We start from the raw sequence: 19,918 nt of genomic DNA, 5'->3' as shown, positions 1-19,918 counted from the left end.
CAGTGGCTGATACCTACGACGTCATCGTCCTCGGTTCGGGCCCCGGCGGCTATGTCGCGGCCATCCGCGCCGCCCAGCTGGGCCTGAAGACCGCCATCGTCGAGCGCGAGCTGCTCGGCGGTATCTGCCTCAACTGGGGCTGCATCCCGACCAAGGCGCTGCTGCGCTCGGCCGAGGTGTTCCACCAGATGCAGCATGCCAAGAACTACGGCCTGGCCGCGGACAACATCACCGCCGACCTCGCCGCCATCGTCAAGCGTTCGCGCGGCGTTGCAGCCCAGCTCAACGCCGGTGTCACGCACCTGATGAAGAAGAACAAGATCACCGTCCACATGGGCACCGGCAAGCTGGTGGCCAAGGGCAAGCTGGCGGTGACCGACAAGGATGGCAAGACTGCCGAAGTCTCCGCCAAGCACATCATCGTCGCCACCGGCGCGCGTGCCCGCGAACTGCCCTTCGCCAAGGCCGACGGCAAGCGCATCTGGACCTATCGCCACGCGATGACCCCGTCCGAGATGCCGACCAAGCTGCTGGTCATGGGTTCGGGCGCCATCGGCATCGAATTCGCGAGCTTCTACAACGACATGGGCGTTGACGTCACCGTCGTGGAGATGCTCGACCGGATCGTGCCTGTCGAGGACAAGGACGTCTCCGCGTTCCTCGAAAAGGCCCTTACCAAGCAGGGCATGAAGATCCTGACCGGCGCCGGCGTCGAGGCGATCACCGCCACCGACACGGGCGTGAAGGCCAAGATCAAGGGCAAGGACGGCAAAGTCGCCGAGCACGACTTCAGCCACGTCATCTCGGCCGTGGGCATCGTGCCCAACACCGAGGAAATCGGTCTGGAAGCGCTCGGCATCAAGGCCGACCGCGGCTTCATCCAGATCGACGACTACGGCCGCACCAATGCCGCCGGCATCTGGGCCATCGGCGACTGCACGCCCGGACCCTGGCTCGCCCACAAGGCCAGCCATGAAGGCGTGACCGCTGCCGAATCGATCGCCAAGGAACTCGGCAACAAGGACGTGCACCCGCACGGCCTCGACCGGAACAACATCCCGGGCTGCACTTACTGCCACCCGCAGATCGCTTCGGTCGGCATGACCGAAGAGAAGGCCAAGGAAGCGGGCTACACCGTCAAGGCCGGCACGTTCCCGTTCATCGGCAACGGCAAGGCGATCGCGCTGGGCGAGCCGGAAGGCTTCGTGAAGACCGTGTTCGACGCCAAGACCGGCGAACTGCTTGGTGCCCACATGATCGGCGCGGAAGTGACCGAGATGATCCAGGGCTACGTCGTCGGCAAGACGCTGGAAACCACCGAGGCGGAACTCATGCAGACCGTGTTCCCGCATCCGACGATCTCGGAAGCGATGCACGAGTCGGTACTGGCCGCTTACGGACGCGCGATCCACATCTGAGCTTTCGCGTCATGTGAAAAGAGAAGGGCGGGTCCTCACGGGCCCGCCCTTTTTTTGTGCGTGCTTCCAGTTCAAACCCAGGGAGCTTCACACTTTCAAACCCATTTTCGTCATTGCGAGCGTAGCGAAGCAATCCTGAGTCGCGCAGAGCCGCTCAGGATTGCTTCGCTACGCTCGCAATGACGAAGGGGGAGGGGGCGCCACTTCTCTACGCCTCCACGCCTTTGCATGCTCTAAAGAAAAGCGCGGTCGCCGCCTTCGCGGGCATCACGAGATTTCAATGCGAGCGGGAACTTGGCGATAAGCCGCAGCGAAAAGCTGCGCCTCCCTCAATCGTAGGTTTTCGACAGCAGCACCAGCGTCGGATCGCCGAAAAACGGTTCCGGAAGAAAGCCCTTGTCGCGTTCCACTTCGATCGCGGCGCTGTTCTCGCGGCTTTCGATGGCGATCACCCGCTTGCACCCGCGCTTTTCCGCCTGGTTGCCCAGGAAATCGAGCATGGCCCAGCCCACGCCCTTGCCCTTGTGGTCGCCGCGCACCGAGATCGCCACTTCGCCGGTGTCGCCCTGGTCGTCATAAGCCAGCACGCCCGAAGCCACGATCTGCCCCTGGTCGGAGAAGCCCAGCCACGATTCGGTCTGGTAGTGATCCGCCTTGACGATCGGCGCGATCTGCTGCGGGCTCACCCGGTCCGCGGCCGCGAAGAACCGGAAGCGGCGATCGTCTTCGGTCACTTGCTCGAAGAACTGTGCCAGTGCCTCGGCATCGCTTTCCCGCGCCGGGCGAACGTCGAGGGCGATCCCGGATCGGGTGGGCAGGGTGATGGCGTCATTGAGGGACATGGATCGAGAACTCCGGCTGTATCGGGGGTGGTTCGTGTCGGATTTCTAAGTGTTTCTAGCACGCACGGCCTTGATCGAGATCATCGCGCCGCCCGGTAGACGCGCCAAGGCTAACACAGCGTGCCGCTTATGTCCCGCTGCCGAGACAAGTCGCCGGAAGACAGTGGCGCTCCGGCGAACATCGGTTAATGTGGCGGGGAAACGGCGGCTTCCAGGCCCGCCGGGAACGAAATCTGCCGGAGCGGATACCGGCAAGAGGAGAAGGACATCATGGCCGAGGCCATCTATCCCGTGCCCACCGAGTGGGCCAAGAACGCCCTGATCGACGAGGCGCGCTACCAGGACATGTACGCCCGTTCGCTGGAAGATCCCGAAGGTTTCTGGCGGGAGGAAGCGCAGCGGATCGACTGGATCAAGCCGTTCAGCGTGGTCAAGCAGACCAGCTTCCACGAAGCGGACTTCGGCATCTCGTGGTTCACCGACGGCACGCTCAATCTCTCCGCGAACTGCCTCGACCGTCACCTTGCCGAGCGCGGCGACGCCGTGGCTATCCTCTGGGAACCGGACGATCCGAAGAACCCGGAACGCCGCATCACCTACCGTGAACTTCACGAGTTCGTCTGCCGCTTCGCCAACCTGCTGAAGGCCCGCGGAGTCGAGCGCGGAGACCGCGTGACCATCTACCTGCCGATGGTGCCCGAAGCCGCAGTCGCCATGCTGGCCTGTGCGCGGATCGGCGCGATCCATTCCATCGTCTTCGCCGGCTTCTCGCCCGACGCGCTGGGCGGCCGTATCCAGGACTGCGACAGCCGCATCGTCCTCACATCCGACGAAGGTCTGCGCGGCGGCAAGAAGATCGCACTCAAGGCCAATGTCGACGAGGCGCTCAAGGCCTGCCCGGGCGTGGAGACGGTCATCGTCCTCAGCCACACCGGCGCCGACGTGCCGATGGTCGAGGGACGCGACATCGACTGGGCCTCGGCCGTGGCGGAGCAGTCGGCCGATTGCCCCCCCGAGGAGATGAATGCCGAGGATCCGCTGTTCATCCTCTACACGTCCGGTTCCACCGGCAAGCCCAAGGGCGTGCTGCACACGACCGGTGGCTATTCGGTCTGGGCTTCGATGACGCACGAATACGTCTTCGACTATCGACCCGGCCAGATCTACTGGTGCGCGGCGGACATCGGCTGGGTCACCGGCCACTCCTACGTCGTCTACGGGCCGCTGATGAACGGCGCGACCACGGTGATGTTCGAAGGCGTGCCCAATTTTCCCGATCCGAGCCGCTTCTGGCAGGTGGTCGACAAGTTCCAGGTCGAGATCTTCTACGGCGCGCCCACCGCACTGCGCGCTCTGATGCGCGAGGGTGACGACTGGGTGAAGCAAACCTCGCGTCAGAGCCTGAGACTGCTGGGGTCCGTCGGCGAGCCGATCAATCCCGAGGCCTGGTCCTGGTATCACGACGTCGTGGGTGAGGGGCGCTGCCCCATCGTCGACACCTGGTGGCAGACGGAAACCGGCGGCGCCATGATCACCCCGCTGCCGGGCGCAACCGCGCTCAAGCCGGGTTCGGCCAGCAAGCCGCTGTTCGGGGTGAAGCCGGTCCTGCTCGACAACGAGGGCGGCGTTCTGGAAGGGGCGGCCGATGGCTGCCTTGTCATCGCCGATAGCTGGCCCGGCCAGATGCGCACCGTCTGGGGCGATCATGAACGCTTCTTCCAGACCTATTTCTCTACATTCCCCGGCACTTATTTCACCGGCGACGGCTGCCGCCGGGACGAGGACGGCTACTACTGGATCACCGGCCGGATCGACGACGTCATCAACGTATCGGGGCACCGCATGGGCACAGCGGAAGTCGAATCCGCGCTCGTCGCCCATCCGGCCGTGGCCGAAGCCGCGGTCGTCGGCATGCCCCACGAGATCAAGGGGCAGGGCATCTACGCGTTCGTCACGTGCAATGCCGAAATCGAGCCTGACGAGGATCTCCGCCGCGAACTGATCAAATGGGTTCGCCACGAGATCGGTCCGATCGCCACGCCGGACGTGATCCAGTTCGCTCCCGGATTGCCCAAGACCCGTTCAGGCAAGATCATGCGCCGTATCCTGCGCAAGATCGGCGAGAACGATTTCTCGAACCTGGGCGATACCTCGACCCTGGCGGATCCCTCCGTCGTCGACAATCTGATCGCCAACCGCCCGCAACCCGCGACGGCTTGACGGGCAAGTGCTGCTCCTAGGCGCTGTCAGGACCCAACATGCGGCCCTGACAGCGCCGCAACTGGATAATCGGCAGGCACGCGGGGAAATCCTGGCCGCGTCGAAGCGGCACGCAGCATTTGTGTCATGGAAGGTACGTAAGGTTTCCCTTACGTAACTGAGGCGAATCCATGAACGCGACCCTAGCGGCAACCCCGGCCAGTACCCGACCCGATCTCGAGAAAGGACTGGGCGCCGCAGGAAAGATCGGCTTCGGTGCCGCCATCGTCGCCGCCATCGGCTATGTCGCCTACAGCGTCTACACGGATGCGGCGGCCGTCGGCGTGGAGCCGACCACTTACCTGCCGTTCGTGCTGCTGTTCATCGCCCTGCTGATCGCTCTCGGCTTCGAATTCGTGAACGGCTTCCACGATACCGCCAATGCCGTGGCCACGGTGATCTACACCAATGCCATGCCCGCCAATGTCGCGGTGGTATGGTCGGGCTTCTTCAACTTCCTGGGCGTGCTCGTTTCCACGGGCGCCGTCGCCTTCGGCATCGTATCGCTGCTGCCGGTCGAACTGATCCTGCAAGTGGGCTCCAGCGCGGGTTTCGCCATGGTCTTCGCGCTGCTCCTGGCGGCGATTCTGTGGAACCTCGCGACCTGGTGGCTCGGCATTCCCTCGTCCAGTTCGCACACGCTGATCGGCTCGATCATCGGCGTCGGTGTTGCCAATGCCATGATGCACGGCAAGAGCGGAACGGCCGGCGTGGACTGGAGCAAGGCGGCCGAAATCGGCCAGGCGCTGCTGTTCTCGCCGCTGATCGGCTTCGGCGTGGCAGCGCTGCTGTTCCTCGCCATGCGCGTGCTCATCCGCAAGCGCGAACTCTATGAAGAACCCAAGGACGGCCTGCCGCCGCCGCTCTGGATCCGGGCATTGCTGATCTTCACCTGCACGGGCGTCAGCTTCGCGCATGGCTCGAACGACGGCCAGAAGGGCATGGGCCTGATCATGCTGATCCTGATCGGCACGGTTCCCACCGCCTATGCCCTGAACCGCGCAGTGCCGGAACGCTACATGGCGGAGTTCCACTCCCAGTCGATCGCCGCCGAAACCGCCCTTGTCGGCAGCAGCACCGGCAGCGTCGAGGCGCAGGGCGTCAATCCGGCCGAGGCGCGCCGTCAGGTGACGACTTATATCGCCGAAAAGACGTTCACGCCGGCCACGTTTCCCGCACTTTCGGTCCTGGTCCACGACGTGGATGCGCAAGTCGGCCAGTACGGCTCGCTGGCCAAGGTTCCGGCGGCCGCGGTCAGCAACATCCGCAATGACATGTATCTCGCTTCCGAAGCCATCAAGGGGCTGGGCAAGCAGAAGCCCGAGGCGCTTTCGGAAGGCGCGCAGAAGACGCTCGCCACCTACAAGACCTCGCTGGACGCGGGCACTCGCTTCATCCCGACCTGGGTGAAGATTGCCGTCGCCTTTGCGCTGGGCCTGGGAACGATGGTGGGCTGGCGCCGCATCGTCGTCACCGTGGGCGAGAAGATCGGCAAGACGCACCTGACTTACGCGCAGGGCGCGGCCGCCGAACTGGTCGCCATGGGCACCATTCTCGGCGCGGACCACCTCGGCCTGCCGGTCTCCACCACGCACGTCCTGTCATCGGGCGTCGCGGGCACGATGGCGGCGAACCGCTCGGGCTTGCAGATGAGCACGATCCGCAACCTGCTCATGGCCTGGGTTCTCACGCTTCCGGTCTCGATCGTGATGGCCGGCGTTCTCTACATGATCTTTGCGCAGATATTCTGATAGTCTTCCGATCCGCAAAGACGGAGAGACTGCATGGCGAAAGAGGCGCCGGGACTGATCCCGGTGGAACCGGCGCATGGTGGCATGGGGCCCGGCCTGATCTGGGGCATGGATGCCACCCCCGACGGCGCTTTTGCCATTACCGACTGCGAGGTCCCGCCAGAGGGGCGGTTTCGCTGGCTTCACCTCAATCTCGCGCATCAGCGCACGCGGCGTTGGATCGAGCAGTTCGACACCCTGGCGCCGGCCGCCCGGGAGCTGCTCCTTTCCGCTGACACGCACCAGCGCGCCCTGGTCGAGGGCGAAACCGTGGCCTGCGTACTGCATGATTTCGAGCGGGACTTCGACGTGGCAGACACGGCGCGCGTCGGCGGGCTGCGCATGGCGCTGATGCCCGGGCTGATGATTACGGCCCGGCTCCATCCAATCCGCTCGGCAGACATCGTGCGCAATCGCCTGTCGCGCTGGATGGGGGACTTCGGAGAATCCCAGGCGCTTGAAATGCTGGTGGGCGCCATCAGCGAGAACATCGCCGACATCTGCCGCGCGCTCAGCGCCGAAGTGCAGCATGTCGAGGATATGTTTCTCGACGCTCGCGATCCGCCCAAGGCGCGCGACCTCATCGGCATCCGCCGCCGTCTGGCACAGATCCAGCGGATCATCTCGGGCATGCGCGGCGTGTTCCAGCGTCTCGAAAAGGACGAGGACCTTCCAGAGGTGCTGCTACCGACCGTCGAGAAGATCGCCCAGCGCATCCAGTCGCTCGACGGGGATGTGCTCGGCGTCCAGTCGCAGCTGCGCCTGCTGCGCGAGGAACTCGACATCCAGGAATCGCAGCGGACCAACCAGAACCTTTATATTCTCTCGATCATCACCGCGCTGATGCTTCCGGCGACGCTCGTGACCGGGATCTTCGGCATGAACACCGGCGGCCTTCCTTTCGCGAACGGCCCTTATGGCACCATCCACGCCACGCTCATCGCCGGCGGAGCGGCCATCGCCACTTATCTGCTGCTGCGCTGGATGGGTTTCATGCGCCGCTGAGCAGGGCGCCCCTGCCTTGCTTGCCAGGCTTTCCCTTGCGCGAAATTTCATCGTGGCGCCCGTCGCAAACCCTGTTGTGCGAACCGCGGGCCGTGATAGCCTGTCTCGAAATTGCAAGAAAGGGAGAGCTGGATGCCGCTGATCGAACGAGCCGCACAAGCGCTGGCCAAGGCGCAGCATGACGGTGACGAATTCCACCGTCTCACGCCGGATGCACAGGAACAATTGAGAGAGAACGTCCGCACCGTCATTCGGGCGCTTCGCGTCCCCACCCCCGTGATGTGCGAGGCTGGCCACAAGCTGCTGGAACATGAGCGCGGGCACTCGGTAGGGAACAGCGACGCGCATGACGCGTGGCAGGTCATGATCGATGCCGCTATCGGCAGCATGAAACCCGCCGGAAACGGCTAGGCCTCTCGCCAGGCCGCCAATGGCCGATATCGGAGGGGCCGGGTCGTATCTGGCCTGATTGTCCAGATCGACCGGCAGGCCTCACGGTTCGGCTATCGCTGCGCCGGGAGAGATAATGGTCCGGGGTGCCTGCGAGGATAAGGTGATGTCATGAGCGAGGCACTATCCGAAGATCCGCCTGCTCATGACGCGCCCGCTTCCATGACAGAACCTGCCGGCGTCAGGACGCGGCAGCTTTGCCTGACGGCCCTGATCGCCGTGCTGGCGATCTGGATGGCGCGTGAATTCCTGACGCCTCTCGCCTGGGCGGCGGTTATCGCCATGGCCGAATGGCCACTTTACCGGCGCGCGCTTCAGCGGTTCCCGATTCACCCTGGGTGGCTTGCGACAGGCTTTGCGGTCGTAACCGCACTGGTCGTCATAGGGCCGCTTTCGCTGGCTGCGGTCACGCTGATGCAGGAAAGCCAAGCGGCGATGCACTGGCTCCAAGAGGTCCAGCAAACCGGCATTCCGATGCCGGCGTGGCTGCCATCGTTGCCGTTGATCGGAAACCGTGCCGCGCTCTACTGGCAGCAGCATATCGGCAATCCCCAGGCTGCAAACGCCTTGCTCGGCTCTTTCAGCGCAAGCTCGATCCTCACCTGGACGCGGTCGATCGGCAGCGAAGTGGCCCGGGAATCCGCGTTGTTCCTGGTCACCTTGTTCGCCCTGGTCTCCCTGCTTTCCCGCGGCATGCTGATCGGACGACAAGCCCGTGAGGTGTCGATACGGATGTTCGGCGTTTTCGGGGGCGACTTCCTGGAGCGGATGGTCGGAGCCGTTCGGGCGACCGTTAACGGCACGGTCCTCGTCTCGGTGCTGGAAGGCGGCATCCTGGGGATCGCCTACGCCGTGGCCGGCGTGCCGCAGCCGCTGCTGTTCGGGACTTTCACGATTGCGCTGGCGCTGGTGCCTTTCGGCGCCTGGGCCGCTTTTGGTCTGGCCAGTCTCATATTGATCGGCACCAGCCATGTTCTGGCCGGGTGCCTGCTGTTCGGCTTCGGCGTGACGGTGATGACCGTTGGCGACAACGTCGTGCAACCGGCCGTGATCGGCAGCGCGGTAAAGCTGCCATTCCTGCTCGCCATGATCGGCGCATTCGGCGGACTGGCGGAACTTGGGCTGGTCGGGCTCTTCATCGGCCCCGTCATCATGGCCGCACTGATGCTCGTCTGGCGGCAGTGGGTTGAGCCGCGACCCGGCTAGGCGCCCCTGAAGGCCGCCCTGCGCCGCCGGCGAAGCCAGGCCGGAGGCGCAGGGCGGCCTTTCAGGCGGGGCTCATCGCCACGTCGAAATCGGCGCAGTAGTCGGCGAAGCGCTCGCGGATTTCTCCAGCGGTCAGACCGTAGTCAGCCAGATCGTAACTGTGCTTGCCGAAGCGGTCCTTGGGCTTGTCGTCCAGGTAGCGCTGCATGTTTGCGGCCGCTTCGCCGCTCAGTTCCTCGCCGAAATGCGCGTAGAGGCGGCGCATGGTGCCCAGCGGATCGCGAAGCTGTTCGGTATAAAGCACGTCATGGATCGCGTTGCGGCCATGGCGCCTGCGGAAATCGTTCTGCCGGGCGATCATGACCACGAACGTCTCCACCATGTCGCGGCCGATCGCCGCGCGGTCCACGCTCTCGCTGAACATGCGCCGCACGTTCCACACCAGGCTGCAGGCGGAGCCCACCACTTCCACCGGGTCCCGGTGCGTCATCACCAGACGGGCGTCTGGATAGACTTCGGTCAGGGCGTCCAGATAGAGCGGATGCCACGGGTTCTTCAGTGTCCAGCGGCCGGGCGCCTGCGATTGGAGAAGTTGCAGCAGGCGCTTCTGGTGGCGGAAGGCGGGCAGGTAGTCCGCCTCATCCAGAAACCAACGATGATAGCTGGGAATGTTATACTGGGAATCAAAGACTTGCGAGACGAAGCTCGGCGCCATTGAGAACTGGCACTCGCATGGACTGTCGCCATCCTCGTGATGAATCGCCGAAATGTGCGGCATGACTTTCAGCGAATGGTCGATCTGCGCCTGCGCCGCGTCGTAGCGCGGCCCGGCGTGGAACTCCTCCGGCCTCGGCGGCGGGGTCGAGGCGAAGGCCTCCCACCGCAGGAAACAGCGGCGCGCCGGGTCTTCGTTGAGCAGGTTGATCGTCAGGGTCGTGCCGGTGCGGGGCAAGCCGAATACGAACGTGGGCCTTTCAACCGGGGCGTCCAGGATCCCGGGATGACTGGCCAGCCAGTCCTCCACCCGCATGCGGTTGGCGAGGTATTCGGTGGCATTGCGGGTGAACACGGCAAGACCCATGTCGGTCAGGTTCGCCTCGCCCTCGATCGCTTCGGTCAGGATCCGCAGCGGCTCGCGGATTTCGGCGTCGTCCCAAGTGGTGTTCCCCGAGCGCTCGCGCGCACCGGAGACGATCGTTTCGGCCAGTGTCATCCAAGCTCTCCCATTGCTTCGGGCACCGGTCGCCGGATAGTCGCATCGACCGGACCATGGCGTTTTGCGCCACTTCTCTTGCCGGGAAGTCTGTTGCGGCGCGGCGCCGACGGCAATCGGCCGCTACATCGCGATCTGGCCGCGTTATGGAGATCAGGCCATATTGCGCCGCTCCTGCGGGATGCCTGTGCGTCGAGAACAGGGCGGCTCAGTCAGCCGGAACATCGAAGTGAACCGATGTCCCGGCTTCACTGGCACTTACTTGCCGCGTGCCACGCACTTGCCGCCGTCGGGGCCGACGTTGCCAAGGCAAGTCCGCACGGCGATCGTGGGCTCTGCGATGTCGATCAGGTGATTGCCGTCCGTCCGGCGTTCAAGGTCGAAGCCGTCATAGAGCTTGCCCGAAGCCGTGAAGGTGCGGAACTTCAGGGTGTCGCCTGAAACATCCACGACCTGATAGAGTTCGGTCGCTTCGGCCGTCTTGTCGGGCTGCGTGCGGGCGCGATCGTTCAGGCCGTACATCTTGGCGCCCGTTACCGACACCAGATAGACCGGCCCCTGGACTTTGCCGTCCTTGCGCATGGCTGCGGACGCCTCTCGCCCCGCTTCCGAGGTCAGGCGGCTGTAGCAATGGTCGTGGCCCTGCAGGACGAGGTCGACCTTGCGGCTGTCGAATACCGGCTTCCAGGCCTGCTTGATCTCCGAGGTGTCCTGCGGGCGAGCGCAAGTGAAGACCGGCTGGTGAAACAGTACGACATTCCACTTCGCCTTGCTGGAGGCGAGGGTCTCGTCCAGCCAGCGGGTCTGCTGCGCCATGGTACCCAGATCGATCGCGGACGTGCCGTCCAGCACGATGAAGCGCACACCCTGATAATCGACGAAGTAGGTCGTGGCCTTCACGCCCGGCGCGCCATTCGCAGGCAGCGCGAACTGCAGCGGCCAATAAGGGCCGAGCTTGCGGCTCTCCGCCCCGTTGGGCAGTGCCACGTCGACATATTCGTGGTTGCCGGTGGCGGGCAACTGGGGAACGATGCTCCAGTTGTAGCCGCCGGCCTGATTGAATTCGCCCCACTCATCGTCATGATCGAGATCGTCGCGTTGGGCGGCGAGGTCTCCTGCGTGGAGCACCAGTTCGATCCCGCCATTGGCATGGAACGCCTGGCGGATCACCCGGCTGGCGTACGTCAGGATGCCATTCTGGATATCGCCGAGATAGAGGAACCGGAACGGCTTCGCCTCTGCGGAGGCGGTGCGGAACTGCATCCATTCCGTCCAGCCCGCGCTGCCTTTGAGGCGGTAGGCATAGACGGTGTCGGGCGTCAGTTTCTCGAAGCGGAGTTGGTGGTAGAGCGCGGGACCATTGGCGCTGTCCTTGGGCACACCCGGCGTGCCGGTCACAAGAACCGCTTTCTCTTCCAGCGTCGGCCCGTCCACGGCAATAGCGATCTGCGCCTCGCTGGCGGTCTGCGCGACGTCGGTGCGCCAGGCCACGGCCATGCCGGTGCTGGGGTCGGCTGCGGGGGTCAACATGATCCGATCTGGCAGATTGCGCGAGGCATAGGGCGTGCCTGCCGAGCGGGGAACAGCCTGCTGCGCGGCCGAAGATTCTACGGGCCGAGAGTGTACCGCCGGAGATTGGGCCATGACGGGCTGCGCGATACAAAGCGCCAGTGCGGTAGCAAGGCAGGGGCGGGGCATGGATGGCATGGTTCGATGGCTCCGGAAATAGCGGCGCAGCGGCCCGGCCGTGTGACGTCAGACATGGGGCAGGGCGGCAGCGGGGCCGACCTCGGCCCATCTCCAGAGGATCACGGTCCGCTCATGAGGCTGTTTGCCGACGACGCCGACTCTCACGGGGCTAGTTGGCCAAGGAAATGACGGTTGCATGACACTTGCGCCAGTTTCCTGCCATCCTTCTCGGATAACTGGGGGAACGCGCCCGTGAAACCGGCGGCCGGAGATACGCAGCGCAGGCTTCAGATCAGTCTAGGGGCTGAATGTTCCTGAAAACAACGCCGCACGGTATTTACTTCAAGAGGCCAGTCTATTCCGCGGTGAACGATCAGGAGCGTTGTCGCCCCCGATCGTTCACGACGCTTGGATCAACCTTGTAATTCGAGATGAAATCAGGACATCGGTACATGGTCATGCCCATCCTTATTTCATCCCAATTTTTACTTGATAGCGTCTTCGCCAGCCTGACCCACGGACTGCACATCGCGGCCAGCGCCTTTGACGGTATTGCAGGCAGCCACAGACATCACGACGCTTCCCGCGATAATGGCAATGATTATTTTCTTCATCTTCATGTTTCCGGTTCTCAGGCAGCCTTCGTGACTGCGAGAAGGATCAAACCTCTAAAATCCCCCAGGTTCCGGCACTTTCGATCGAATGTGAAATTTTGATCGGACAGTACCTTCCGCCGGCTTGAAACAGGGCAATTTCAGCTGACAAGTGCCTGAATGGCCGGCCATTGCTCCTCGACGGCGGCACGGCCCGCCTCGATCGCGCGGCGGATCTTGGCGGGATCGAACTCCAGCGTATCGGAGAACTCTTCGCGGGGCTCGATCACCCGCACTTGTGCGAAGCGGTATCGGGATATCTGGTTGTCCAACGGAAGCAGCAACCGGGCCGCTTCGTTGGCAGACGTTCCGCTGGCCTCCAGCGCGGTGAACATCTGGTCGCGCGCCGCGAGGATATCGTTGATCAGCGACGTGTTCATGAGGTCGTTCCGGGAGACCTCGGACTGCAGGAGGTTCACGGCGCGCAACCCGATGTCGATCAGGCCGCCGTATTTCCTTGTCGAAGGAGAGCCGCTGGCAGGAGAGGCCCGAATGACGATGACGCCCGTGGGGTTGAGTTCGAGCGCCGCTCCCAGAGGGGTGACGTCTCTTACGCCCCCGTCGACCCATTGTTGTTTGTCGCTGGTCTGGAGCGGATCGAAAAACACCGGCATCGCGCAACTGGCATAGACCCAGTTTTCGATGTTCGGGACGGTCTTGTCGATCGTCCTGAACTCCCCGCTCTGAAGGTTCACCACCCCGAGCCGCAGGTCGACACCAGACGCGGCAAGCTTCGCAGGATCGGCGAACTGCTTGAGAAGGCGCCGGAGAGGTGCCGCGTCGTAGATTGCCTTCTCCCCGAACAGGACCGCGCCCGCCACGCCGCCGCGCTTCCTGAAGATATCCTGATCGCCGCGCAGCCCGAGCCATACGTCGAGCAGTCCCGGAATATCGTCCTGCGCAGCGGCAAGGGCCTGAATTGCGCCGGTGGAGGTTCCCACCACGATGGCAGGTTTAACGCCATGCTTCGTCATCAAGGCATCAAGAACGCCGACCTGAAACGCTCCCTTCGCGCCGCCGCCGCTCAATACTATCGCAAGTCTGGATGGCACCGCGTCTCTCCTGATCCGCGAGGAAGGCCGCCATGATATTATGACTGGCCGCGGGGCGCATCAGGAAAGATGTCACGTCACCCGGCTGCGACAGCCCTCCAGACTTCCATCGACGCTTCGATATCGAGACCTTTTCCGGTCACGGCCTGAATGCAGACATGGTCCGCACCCGCGGCCCAATGGTCATCGAGCCGCGCCTTGATCGTGGCCACGTCGCCCCATGCGAACAGGCTGTCCACCAGACGATCGTCCAGCGCATCGATCTCCGCCACGCTGAACCCGAGCCTCTGCCAGCTGTTGCGATAATTGGGGTACTGCACATATTGCGAAAGCGCGCCACGCGCCTTTTCGCGGGCGCTTGCCGGATCCTCGTCCAGAACCACACCTTGTTCAGGCGCCAGAATGCGCCCCGGACCGAGCGCTTCCCGAGCCGACCGGGTATGCTCTGGCGAGACGAGGTAAGGGTGGCTGCCCGCGGATCGGTCGCGTGCCAGGGCCTGCATCTTCGGACCCAGCGCCGCCAGACAGCGCGCTTCTTCAGGCAGGCCGGCGTCATCCAGACGGTCTAGATAGGAGGACATCACCGTCAGCGGCCGTGCGTAAGCCTCGCCCACGATATGCGAATGGCTTACGCCGAGCCCGAGAAAAACCCGCTCTTTCCGCCCATCCGCCAGCCCGTTCCACCAGGCAGCGATCTCCTCGGGATCGTGCTTCCAGATATTGAGAATGCCGGTGGCTATCGTCGCATGCCGCGTGGCATCGAGCAGCCGTTCGATATCGCCCGTGACATCCCCGCCGATGCCGCCCGGAATCCACAAGGTTCCATAGCCCATTTCGTCGAGTTCCGCCGCCGCGTGGGCGGCCTGGCCAGCGTCGCCGAACCGCAATTCCATGGACCATACGCCGATCCGTCCAAGCGAAGGCATTGGCGTTCTCCCAAGCTGCCGGCGCTGAACACTGCATTGCGCCTTTGCCTTCCTCATAAGGGAGATCGCGCCATGTTCGAGGAGGGTCTTCAACGCCCGAGCGGTATCAGCGTCGTTCGGGAACGAGGGATACCCGCATCACGCCTGGTGGGCGGCAGTCTTCGGGGGTGATGGCGGACAGGGTGGGATTCGAACCCACGGTGAGCTTGCACCCACGGCGGTTTTCAAGACCGCTGCCTTAAACCACTCGGCCACCTGTCCTTACCGCGAGAGCGCATAGAGCAATCGGAGCGGCTTGCAAGTGTCGACTGCAGCGGTCCGGCCAATCCGTTTCCGGTGCGGCAGGTCACGCGATCGGGACGGAAGGCTGCTCGCTTGCGGTGACTGTCCACGGGGGATGCACGCCAGCCATTTGCAACGCCGCCGCATTGTGCAAGATTTGCGGGGATGACTGTCTCCTTGAAGCTACGTCCCTTGCGCCATCCTCTTCTTGTCGTCGCTCTGGCCATGTTGCCGACCGCTTCGGTGGATGCGCAGCCCGTCGTGCAGGACATCGGCCAAAGCGCCTATCAAAGCGCCGCGCCGCAGACCGTGGCGGGCCAGACCTTCCAGGCCTACCTGCAAACGGTTGGCGCGCGGGCTCGCCGCGAGGGTGTCAGCGATGCGACGATTTCGAGGGTTCTTACCGGACTGGTTCCGAATCAACGGGTTATCGAACTCGATTCGGCGCAGCCGAGCCGCTCCACCACGCCGCCGCCTGTCGCGCCTTATATCGCGCAACATGTCGGCTCCAGCATCATCGCCCGCGGGCGTTCCCGCTATGCGGAGCTTTCCGGCATCCTCCCCAGCATAGAGCGGCGTTACGGCGTACCGGCACCGGTGCTCTTCGCGATCTGGGGGCATGAAACCAATTACGGCAGCTATGTCGGCGACTTCGACCTGGCACGATCGCTGGCGACGCTTGCCTGGGAAGGCCGCCGCCGCGGGCTGTTCGAAGGCGAACTGGTCGCGCTGCTGAAGATGGTGGACCAGGGCGTGCCCCCTTATCGCCTCAAGGGAAGCTGGGCAGGGGCCTTCGGCTATCCCCAGTTCCTGCCAAGCGTCTACTTGCGCCTGGCCGTGGACGGTGACGGCAACGGCACGCGCGACATCTTCACCAGCCCGGCCGATACGATCGCCTCGATCGCCAACTATTTCCGCGATTCCGGCTGGCGTCCCGGGCAGCCCTGGGGGATTCCGGCCTCCCTGCCTTCGGGCTTCAACGCCAATGCCTACGCCAGCAAGCTCGCCGCGCCGACGTGCGACCGGGTCCATGCCCGTCACGGCCAATGGAAGACCGTTTCCGAATGGCGCGCCCTTGGCGTAACCGCGCAGCGACCGATCGGAGATTCGGTGCTGACCTCGCTGTTCCAGCCCGACGGTCCCGGCACGCCGGCCTATCTGTTAACCGGTAATTATCGGGTGATCCTCCAGTACAACTGCTCGAACTACTACGCACTGTCCGTGGGGTTGCTTGCAGATGAGATTGCCCGTTAACCATGCCCTGCCGCTCGCAGCGCTGTTTCTGACCGCTTCCCTGGCCGCTCCGGCGCAGGGCAGTGAGAGCGCACCGGCGCGGATAACCGGACCCGCTGCGGATTACCCCGTCGTCGTGGGCGAGCCGTTCACCATCGGCGCCGTCACCTGGACGCCCGTCGACCAGCTGAATTACGACGCGGTAGGCTATGCACAAGTCGGCGACGGCACGGGGGTTACCGCGGCGCACAAGACGCTGCCTCTGCCCAGCTATGTGGAAGTGACCGCGCTGGGCAGCGGCCGGACCATCCTCGTCCGGCTCGAACGCCGCGGCCCCATGACCAACGACGCGCTGCTGGAACTGGCGCCCGAGGCAGCCGCGCAACTCGGACTGGCGTCCGGCGCGCGTTCTGCCGTCCGCGTCCGCAGGGTCAATCCGCCGGAAGTCGAGCGGGCCGCCCTGCGTAGCGGCACCCCGGTGCCCGCGCGCATGGAGACCCCGGAAGGCCTGCTCAAGGTTCTCCGCCGCAAGCTGGCGGAGCAATCGCCGCTGCTGCCGCCGCCCTCATCGCCGCCGACGATGCCGAAAGCACCAAGCCCAGAAGCATTGGGCCCAAAAGCACTGACCCCAACGGAGCAGGCTGCTCCCGCCGCCCCGCAGGTGGCTGGCGCGGAATCGAAGCTGCCGCCGCGCAAAGCCGCTCCGGCGCCTTTCGTGGCCCCCGTGCCTAACCCGAAGCCCCGGCCAAGCGCACCAGCTTCGCGCCCAACACCGGCCGTTTCCGCACCTCCTGCAAAAGCCGTGACCACAACCGACAAGCCGGCTCGAAAGGGCAGCGAAGTGGTCCAGGTGGGGGCTTTCTCCGTCGAGGCGAATGCCCGCAAGTCCGCCAGCCAGCTTGGCGCCAGCGTGACCAAGGGCGGCAAGTTCTGGCGCGTCCAGATGGGGCCCTTCGCAAACCGTGCACAAGCTGCCGCAGCGCTGGAGAAGGCCAAGGCAGCAGGGTATAGCGACGCACGAATCCAGCGCGCGGATTGATAAAGGGTCGTTTCGCGCACGCCACCGCGCCCGTCCTGGGCGCGCGGGGAGAAGTCGCGCCTTGAAATCCTTCCTGAAGTCTGCCCTCCTGCTTGCCACTTCGGCGAGCCTTGTTTCCGGTCCCGTCGCTACGGCAGCGAATGCCGCGATCCCCACGCCGCCGGCCGAGCTGGCGCCGATCCCGGTCAGCATCCTGGTCGATATCGGTTCGGGCCAGGTGCTCGTCCAGCGCCGTCCGGACGTGCCGTTCCTGCCGGCATCGGTCACCAAGGTCATGACCGCCTTCGTCGCTTTCGAAGAGATCGACGCCGGCCGCCTCAGCCTGGACCGGCAGATGTCGGTGCGCCCCGAAACGGCCAAGGAATGGTTCGCCAAAGGTACGTCCATGTACCTGACGGAAAAGGATCATCCCACCGTTCGCGACTTGCTTCATGGCGTCATGACGGCATCGTCGAACGACGGCGCCATCGTGCTTGCACAGGGCTACGCCGGCAGCGTTCCCGCCTGGGCGGCGATGATGAACGCAGCAGCGCGCCGCATCGGCATGACCGGCAGCCATTACAATACGCCCAACGGCTGGATGGACGACGGCCATACCTACATCACCGCCAGCGACATGGTGAAGCTGGCCGACGCCATGATCACCCGCCACCCGCAGCTCTACCACGAGTTCTCGGGCGTGAAGCATTACATGTGGCGCGATGTCGCCATGCGCAGCCACGATCCGACGGTGGGCGTGGTCCCCGGCGCCGACGGCATCAAGACCGGCTACACCCGCGAGGCGGGCTATAACTTCCTCGGCACGGCCGAACGCGGCGGGCGCCGGCTCGTGATGATGCTTGCGGCATCGCCCAAGCCGAAGGTCCGCGATGACGCTGCCAAGGCCCTGCTGGAATGGGGCTTCTCCGCCTGGGATGCACGGCATCTCTTTGACCAGGGTCAGCCCGTAAGCCAGGCGCGGGTGCAGGGCGGAGACGCCCGCTCGGTTCCGCTGGTGGCCAATCGGGAAGTTCATGCCACGCTGCCCAAGGGCGGGCACGAGAAGGTTTCGCTCGCGGTCCATTACAAGGGACCGCTGGTCGCGCCGATCCGCAAGGGCGATCAGGTGGGAGAACTGGAAATCAGGGTCGAAGGTCTCGCCCCGGGGCACGTCCCGCTTTACGCGGGTAAAGACGTTGGCGTCGCCGGACCGCTGGACAGACTGATGAACGGGCTTATCAGCTTCTTCTCATGACCCGAGGACGATTCATTGCGCTGGAAGGCGGCGAGGGGGCAGGAAAGTCCACCCAGTCGCGCCTTCTGGCAGAAGCCCTGCGCAGCCGCGGCATCGACGTCGTGACCACCCGCGAGCCTGGCGGCACGGTCGGGGCCGAAGCGATCCGCGCGCTCCTGCTCCATGGCGTCGGAGACGAGAACGACAGTGACGCAGGTGGCTGGGGTCCCCGCGCCGAAGCCCTGCTGTTCGCGGCCGCACGATCGGACCATGTCGAGAAGCTGATCCGTCCGGCATTGCAGCGCGGCACCTGGGTGATCTGCGACCGTTTCCTGGACTCGAGCCGGGCCTATCAAGGCGGCGGCGGCGGCTTGTCCGATAACGACTTGCGCACGCTCCACGCCATCGGCAGCGAGGACATGCTACCGGACGTCACCGTGCTGATCGAAGTCTCGCCCGAAGTCGCCGCAGGGCGACTGGCCTTGCGCGACATTGACGGCACGGACCGCATCGGCAGCCGCGACGCGGCCTACCACGCCCGTGTCGCCCAGGCCTTTGCCAGCTTCGCCGATGCCGAACCGAAGCGGTTCGTCCGCATCGACGGCGACGGCACGCCCGAGCAGACCTGCGCTGCCATAGTTGCCGCACTCGGCGACCTGCGATGAACGAAGACCTGCCGTTCATCGGGCAGAAGGCGGCATGGGAGGAATGGCTCGCCGCAATCGGGTCCGAGCGGATGCATCACGCCTGGCTGCTGGCCGGCGGGAAGGGGCTCGGCAAAGCCGCCTTCGCGCGCACCGCGGCAGCGGAACTCGTGCGTGCTCCCGGCGAGCCTCGGCCAGACCCGAGGATGCACCCGGACATCTACATCCTCGAGCATCTTCCCGCCAACGATGACGAGGCCAAGAAGAAGGCCGAGGGCAAGCCCTACCAGACCAAGCGCAACATCTCCGTCGATCAGGTGCGCGAGATGATCCGTCGTCTCGCCACCAAGCCGACCATGGGCGACCGCCGCGCGATCATCATCGATCCGGCGGATGACATGGAAAAGGGCGCGGTCAATGCGCTGCTCAAGGCCCTGGAAGAGCCGCCCGCCGGTACGTATTTCCTGCTCCTGGCCCACCAGCCTGGGCGCTTGCTTCCAACCATTCGTTCACGCTGCCGCATCCTGCGCTTTGCGGCCCTGGACGAGCACGAACTCGATGCAGTGATCCGGCGCGACATCCCGGAAGCGGATGCGGACACACGCCGCGCCGCCATCGATGCCGCACAGGGTTCGCCGGGGATCGCCCTGAGCTTCGTCGAGCACGATCTTGGAAGCATTCACCGCCTGATGATGCAGATCCTGCGCGAAGGCGACGCCGAATACGATCTGCGCGGCAGTCTGGCCGAGGAAATGGGCGGCAGGCCCGCGCGCGACCGGCAACTGGCCACGCTGGAGCTTGCCCGCACGGTGCTCGCTCACGAGTTGCCGCAAGCCTCGACGGCCAGGCAGCGCCGCATGATCGAAGCCCACAGTGCCTTGACCGTCCTGTCGAACCAGGCACCGACCTACAATTTCGATGCCGGTCTCCTGATAATGGAAATTGGCGGGTTGCTGGCATCGACGGCGATGCCTAGAGAGACGGCTCGCTAAGAAACTCCTGCA

General features: G+C 64.6%; 17 protein-coding genes and 1 tRNA gene. 11 read left to right on the top strand and 7 right to left on the bottom strand.

The window, feature by feature from the left end:
- Window positions 1–2: 2 nt before the first annotated feature.
- The gene (gene lpdA / locus AB4Z00_RS07640; RefSeq protein ID WP_442045534.1) at window positions 3–1,418 is read left to right on the top strand and encodes a dihydrolipoyl dehydrogenase; all 1,416 of its coding nucleotides are present in this window, start codon (window positions 3–5) and stop codon (window positions 1,416–1,418) included.
- 329 nt (window positions 1,419–1,747) lie between these two features.
- Here lpdA and AB4Z00_RS07635 read toward each other — a convergent pair whose 3' ends face one another.
- A complete protein-coding gene (locus tag AB4Z00_RS07635; protein ID WP_442045533.1) occupies window positions 1,748–2,260 on the bottom strand; it encodes a GNAT family N-acetyltransferase in 513 nt (170 codons plus the stop codon).
- Window positions 2,261–2,530: 270 nt separating this feature from the next.
- Between AB4Z00_RS07635 and acs the strand changes: the two genes are divergently transcribed.
- The 5 genes from acs (at window position 2,531) to AB4Z00_RS07610 (ending at window position 8,970) form a co-directional block, all read left to right on the top strand.
- On the top strand, window positions 2,531–4,480 hold the full coding sequence (acs, locus tag AB4Z00_RS07630; RefSeq protein WP_442045532.1) for an acetate--CoA ligase: 1,950 nt from the start codon (window positions 2,531–2,533) through the stop codon (window positions 4,478–4,480).
- A gap of 170 nt (window positions 4,481–4,650) precedes the next feature.
- A complete protein-coding gene (locus AB4Z00_RS07625; RefSeq protein WP_442045531.1) occupies window positions 4,651–6,270 on the top strand; it encodes an inorganic phosphate transporter in 1,620 nt (539 codons plus the stop codon).
- A 33-nt stretch (window positions 6,271–6,303) separates the two neighbouring features.
- The gene (locus AB4Z00_RS07620) at window positions 6,304–7,314 is read left to right on the top strand and encodes a transporter (protein ID WP_442045530.1); all 1,011 of its coding nucleotides are present in this window, start codon (window positions 6,304–6,306) and stop codon (window positions 7,312–7,314) included.
- 132 nt (window positions 7,315–7,446) lie between these two features.
- On the top strand, window positions 7,447–7,725 hold the full coding sequence (locus tag AB4Z00_RS07615) for a hypothetical protein (protein ID WP_132262768.1): 279 nt from the start codon (window positions 7,447–7,449) through the stop codon (window positions 7,723–7,725).
- Window positions 7,726–7,875: 150 nt separating this feature from the next.
- Window positions 7,876–8,970, top strand: coding sequence for an AI-2E family transporter (locus tag AB4Z00_RS07610; RefSeq protein ID WP_442045529.1), 1,095 nt, complete (start codon window positions 7,876–7,878; stop codon window positions 8,968–8,970).
- A gap of 61 nt (window positions 8,971–9,031) precedes the next feature.
- On the opposite strand, the gene AB4Z00_RS07605 is transcribed toward AB4Z00_RS07610, so the two are convergent.
- The 6 genes from AB4Z00_RS07605 to AB4Z00_RS07580 form a co-directional block, all read right to left on the bottom strand.
- Complete coding sequence (locus tag AB4Z00_RS07605; protein WP_442045528.1) at window positions 9,032–10,183, bottom strand: sulfotransferase family protein; 1,152 nt, start codon at window positions 10,181–10,183, stop codon at window positions 9,032–9,034.
- 258 nt (window positions 10,184–10,441) lie between these two features.
- Window positions 10,442–11,881 (bottom strand): metallophosphoesterase, encoded by a 1,440-nt coding sequence (locus AB4Z00_RS07600; protein WP_442045721.1) that lies wholly within the window; start codon window positions 11,879–11,881, stop codon window positions 10,442–10,444.
- Window positions 11,882–12,357: 476 nt separating this feature from the next.
- Complete coding sequence (locus AB4Z00_RS07595) at window positions 12,358–12,486, bottom strand: entericidin A/B family lipoprotein (RefSeq protein ID WP_132264101.1); 129 nt, start codon at window positions 12,484–12,486, stop codon at window positions 12,358–12,360.
- Between the two features lie 140 nt (window positions 12,487–12,626).
- Window positions 12,627–13,553, bottom strand: a complete 927-nt coding sequence (locus AB4Z00_RS07590; RefSeq protein ID WP_442045527.1) for a patatin-like phospholipase family protein — start codon at window positions 13,551–13,553, stop codon at window positions 12,627–12,629.
- A 101-nt stretch (window positions 13,554–13,654) separates the two neighbouring features.
- On the bottom strand, window positions 13,655–14,503 hold the full coding sequence (locus AB4Z00_RS07585) for a TIGR03620 family F420-dependent LLM class oxidoreductase (RefSeq protein ID WP_134092903.1): 849 nt from the start codon (window positions 14,501–14,503) through the stop codon (window positions 13,655–13,657).
- 171 nt (window positions 14,504–14,674) lie between these two features.
- A tRNA-Ser gene (locus tag AB4Z00_RS07580) sits at window positions 14,675–14,764 on the bottom strand.
- A 186-nt stretch (window positions 14,765–14,950) separates the two neighbouring features.
- Between AB4Z00_RS07580 and AB4Z00_RS07575 the strand changes: the two genes are divergently transcribed.
- From AB4Z00_RS07575 to AB4Z00_RS07555, 5 genes are all read left to right on the top strand, one after another.
- Window positions 14,951–16,039, top strand: coding sequence for a lytic murein transglycosylase (locus tag AB4Z00_RS07575; RefSeq protein ID WP_442045526.1), 1,089 nt, complete (start codon window positions 14,951–14,953; stop codon window positions 16,037–16,039).
- Window positions 16,023–17,057 carry an SPOR domain-containing protein gene (locus AB4Z00_RS07570; protein ID WP_442045525.1) on the top strand — a complete coding sequence of 345 codons (1,035 nt, stop codon included), beginning with the start codon at window positions 16,023–16,025 and terminating at the stop codon, window positions 17,055–17,057. Before AB4Z00_RS07575 ends, AB4Z00_RS07570 begins: the two co-directional genes overlap by 17 nt.
- Window positions 17,058–17,118: 61 nt before the next feature.
- Entirely contained in the window at window positions 17,119–18,291 is a 1,173-nt protein-coding gene (locus tag AB4Z00_RS07565; protein WP_132262780.1) for a D-alanyl-D-alanine carboxypeptidase family protein, read from the top strand.
- A complete protein-coding gene (gene tmk / locus AB4Z00_RS07560) occupies window positions 18,288–18,935 on the top strand; it encodes a dTMP kinase (RefSeq protein WP_134092906.1) in 648 nt (215 codons plus the stop codon). The genes AB4Z00_RS07565 and tmk overlap by 4 nt, the downstream gene beginning before the upstream one ends.
- Window positions 18,932–19,906: a DNA polymerase III subunit delta' gene (locus tag AB4Z00_RS07555; protein WP_134092907.1), complete on the top strand. Its 975-nt coding sequence runs from the start codon at window positions 18,932–18,934 to the stop codon at window positions 19,904–19,906. Before tmk ends, AB4Z00_RS07555 begins: the two co-directional genes overlap by 4 nt.
- Window positions 19,907–19,918: the final 12 nt, after the last annotated feature.

The sequence above is a fragment of the Novosphingobium sp. YAF33 genome, assembly GCF_052113265.1.
Classification (GTDB): Bacteria; Pseudomonadota; Alphaproteobacteria; order Sphingomonadales; family Sphingomonadaceae; genus Novosphingobium.
Note: the sequence above shows the minus strand (reverse complement) of the source record. Positions and strands in the feature narration are given on the sequence as shown.

What these genes read in the sequence shown, in the direction of transcription:
- acs (WP_442045532.1), top strand. Translation starts at nt 2,531, where the DNA reads ATGGCCGAGGCCATCTATCCCGTGCCCACCGAGTGGGCCAAGAACGCC.
- AB4Z00_RS07625 (WP_442045531.1), top strand. Translation starts at nt 4,651, where the DNA reads ATGAACGCGACCCTAGCGGCAACCCCGGCCAGTACCCGACCCGATCTC.
- AB4Z00_RS07610 (WP_442045529.1), top strand. Translation starts at nt 7,876, where the DNA reads ATGAGCGAGGCACTATCCGAAGATCCGCCTGCTCATGACGCGCCCGCT.
- AB4Z00_RS07605 (WP_442045528.1), bottom strand. Translation starts at nt 10,183, where the DNA reads ATGACACTGGCCGAAACGATCGTCTCCGGTGCGCGCGAGCGCTCGGGG.
- tmk (WP_134092906.1), top strand. Translation starts at nt 18,288, where the DNA reads ATGACCCGAGGACGATTCATTGCGCTGGAAGGCGGCGAGGGGGCAGGA.
- AB4Z00_RS07600 (WP_442045721.1), bottom strand. Translation starts at nt 11,881, where the DNA reads ATGCCCCGCCCCTGCCTTGCTACCGCACTGGCGCTTTGTATCGCGCAG.
- AB4Z00_RS07575 (WP_442045526.1), top strand. Translation starts at nt 14,951, where the DNA reads ATGACTGTCTCCTTGAAGCTACGTCCCTTGCGCCATCCTCTTCTTGTC.
- AB4Z00_RS07635 (WP_442045533.1), bottom strand. Translation starts at nt 2,260, where the DNA reads ATGTCCCTCAATGACGCCATCACCCTGCCCACCCGATCCGGGATCGCC.
- AB4Z00_RS07555 (WP_134092907.1), top strand. Translation starts at nt 18,932, where the DNA reads ATGAACGAAGACCTGCCGTTCATCGGGCAGAAGGCGGCATGGGAGGAA.
- AB4Z00_RS07615 (WP_132262768.1), top strand. Translation starts at nt 7,447, where the DNA reads ATGCCGCTGATCGAACGAGCCGCACAAGCGCTGGCCAAGGCGCAGCAT.
- AB4Z00_RS07595 (WP_132264101.1), bottom strand. Translation starts at nt 12,486, where the DNA reads ATGAAGAAAATAATCATTGCCATTATCGCGGGAAGCGTCGTGATGTCT.
- AB4Z00_RS07570 (WP_442045525.1), top strand. Translation starts at nt 16,023, where the DNA reads ATGAGATTGCCCGTTAACCATGCCCTGCCGCTCGCAGCGCTGTTTCTG.
- AB4Z00_RS07620 (WP_442045530.1), top strand. Translation starts at nt 6,304, where the DNA reads ATGGCGAAAGAGGCGCCGGGACTGATCCCGGTGGAACCGGCGCATGGT.
- AB4Z00_RS07585 (WP_134092903.1), bottom strand. Translation starts at nt 14,503, where the DNA reads ATGCCTTCGCTTGGACGGATCGGCGTATGGTCCATGGAATTGCGGTTC.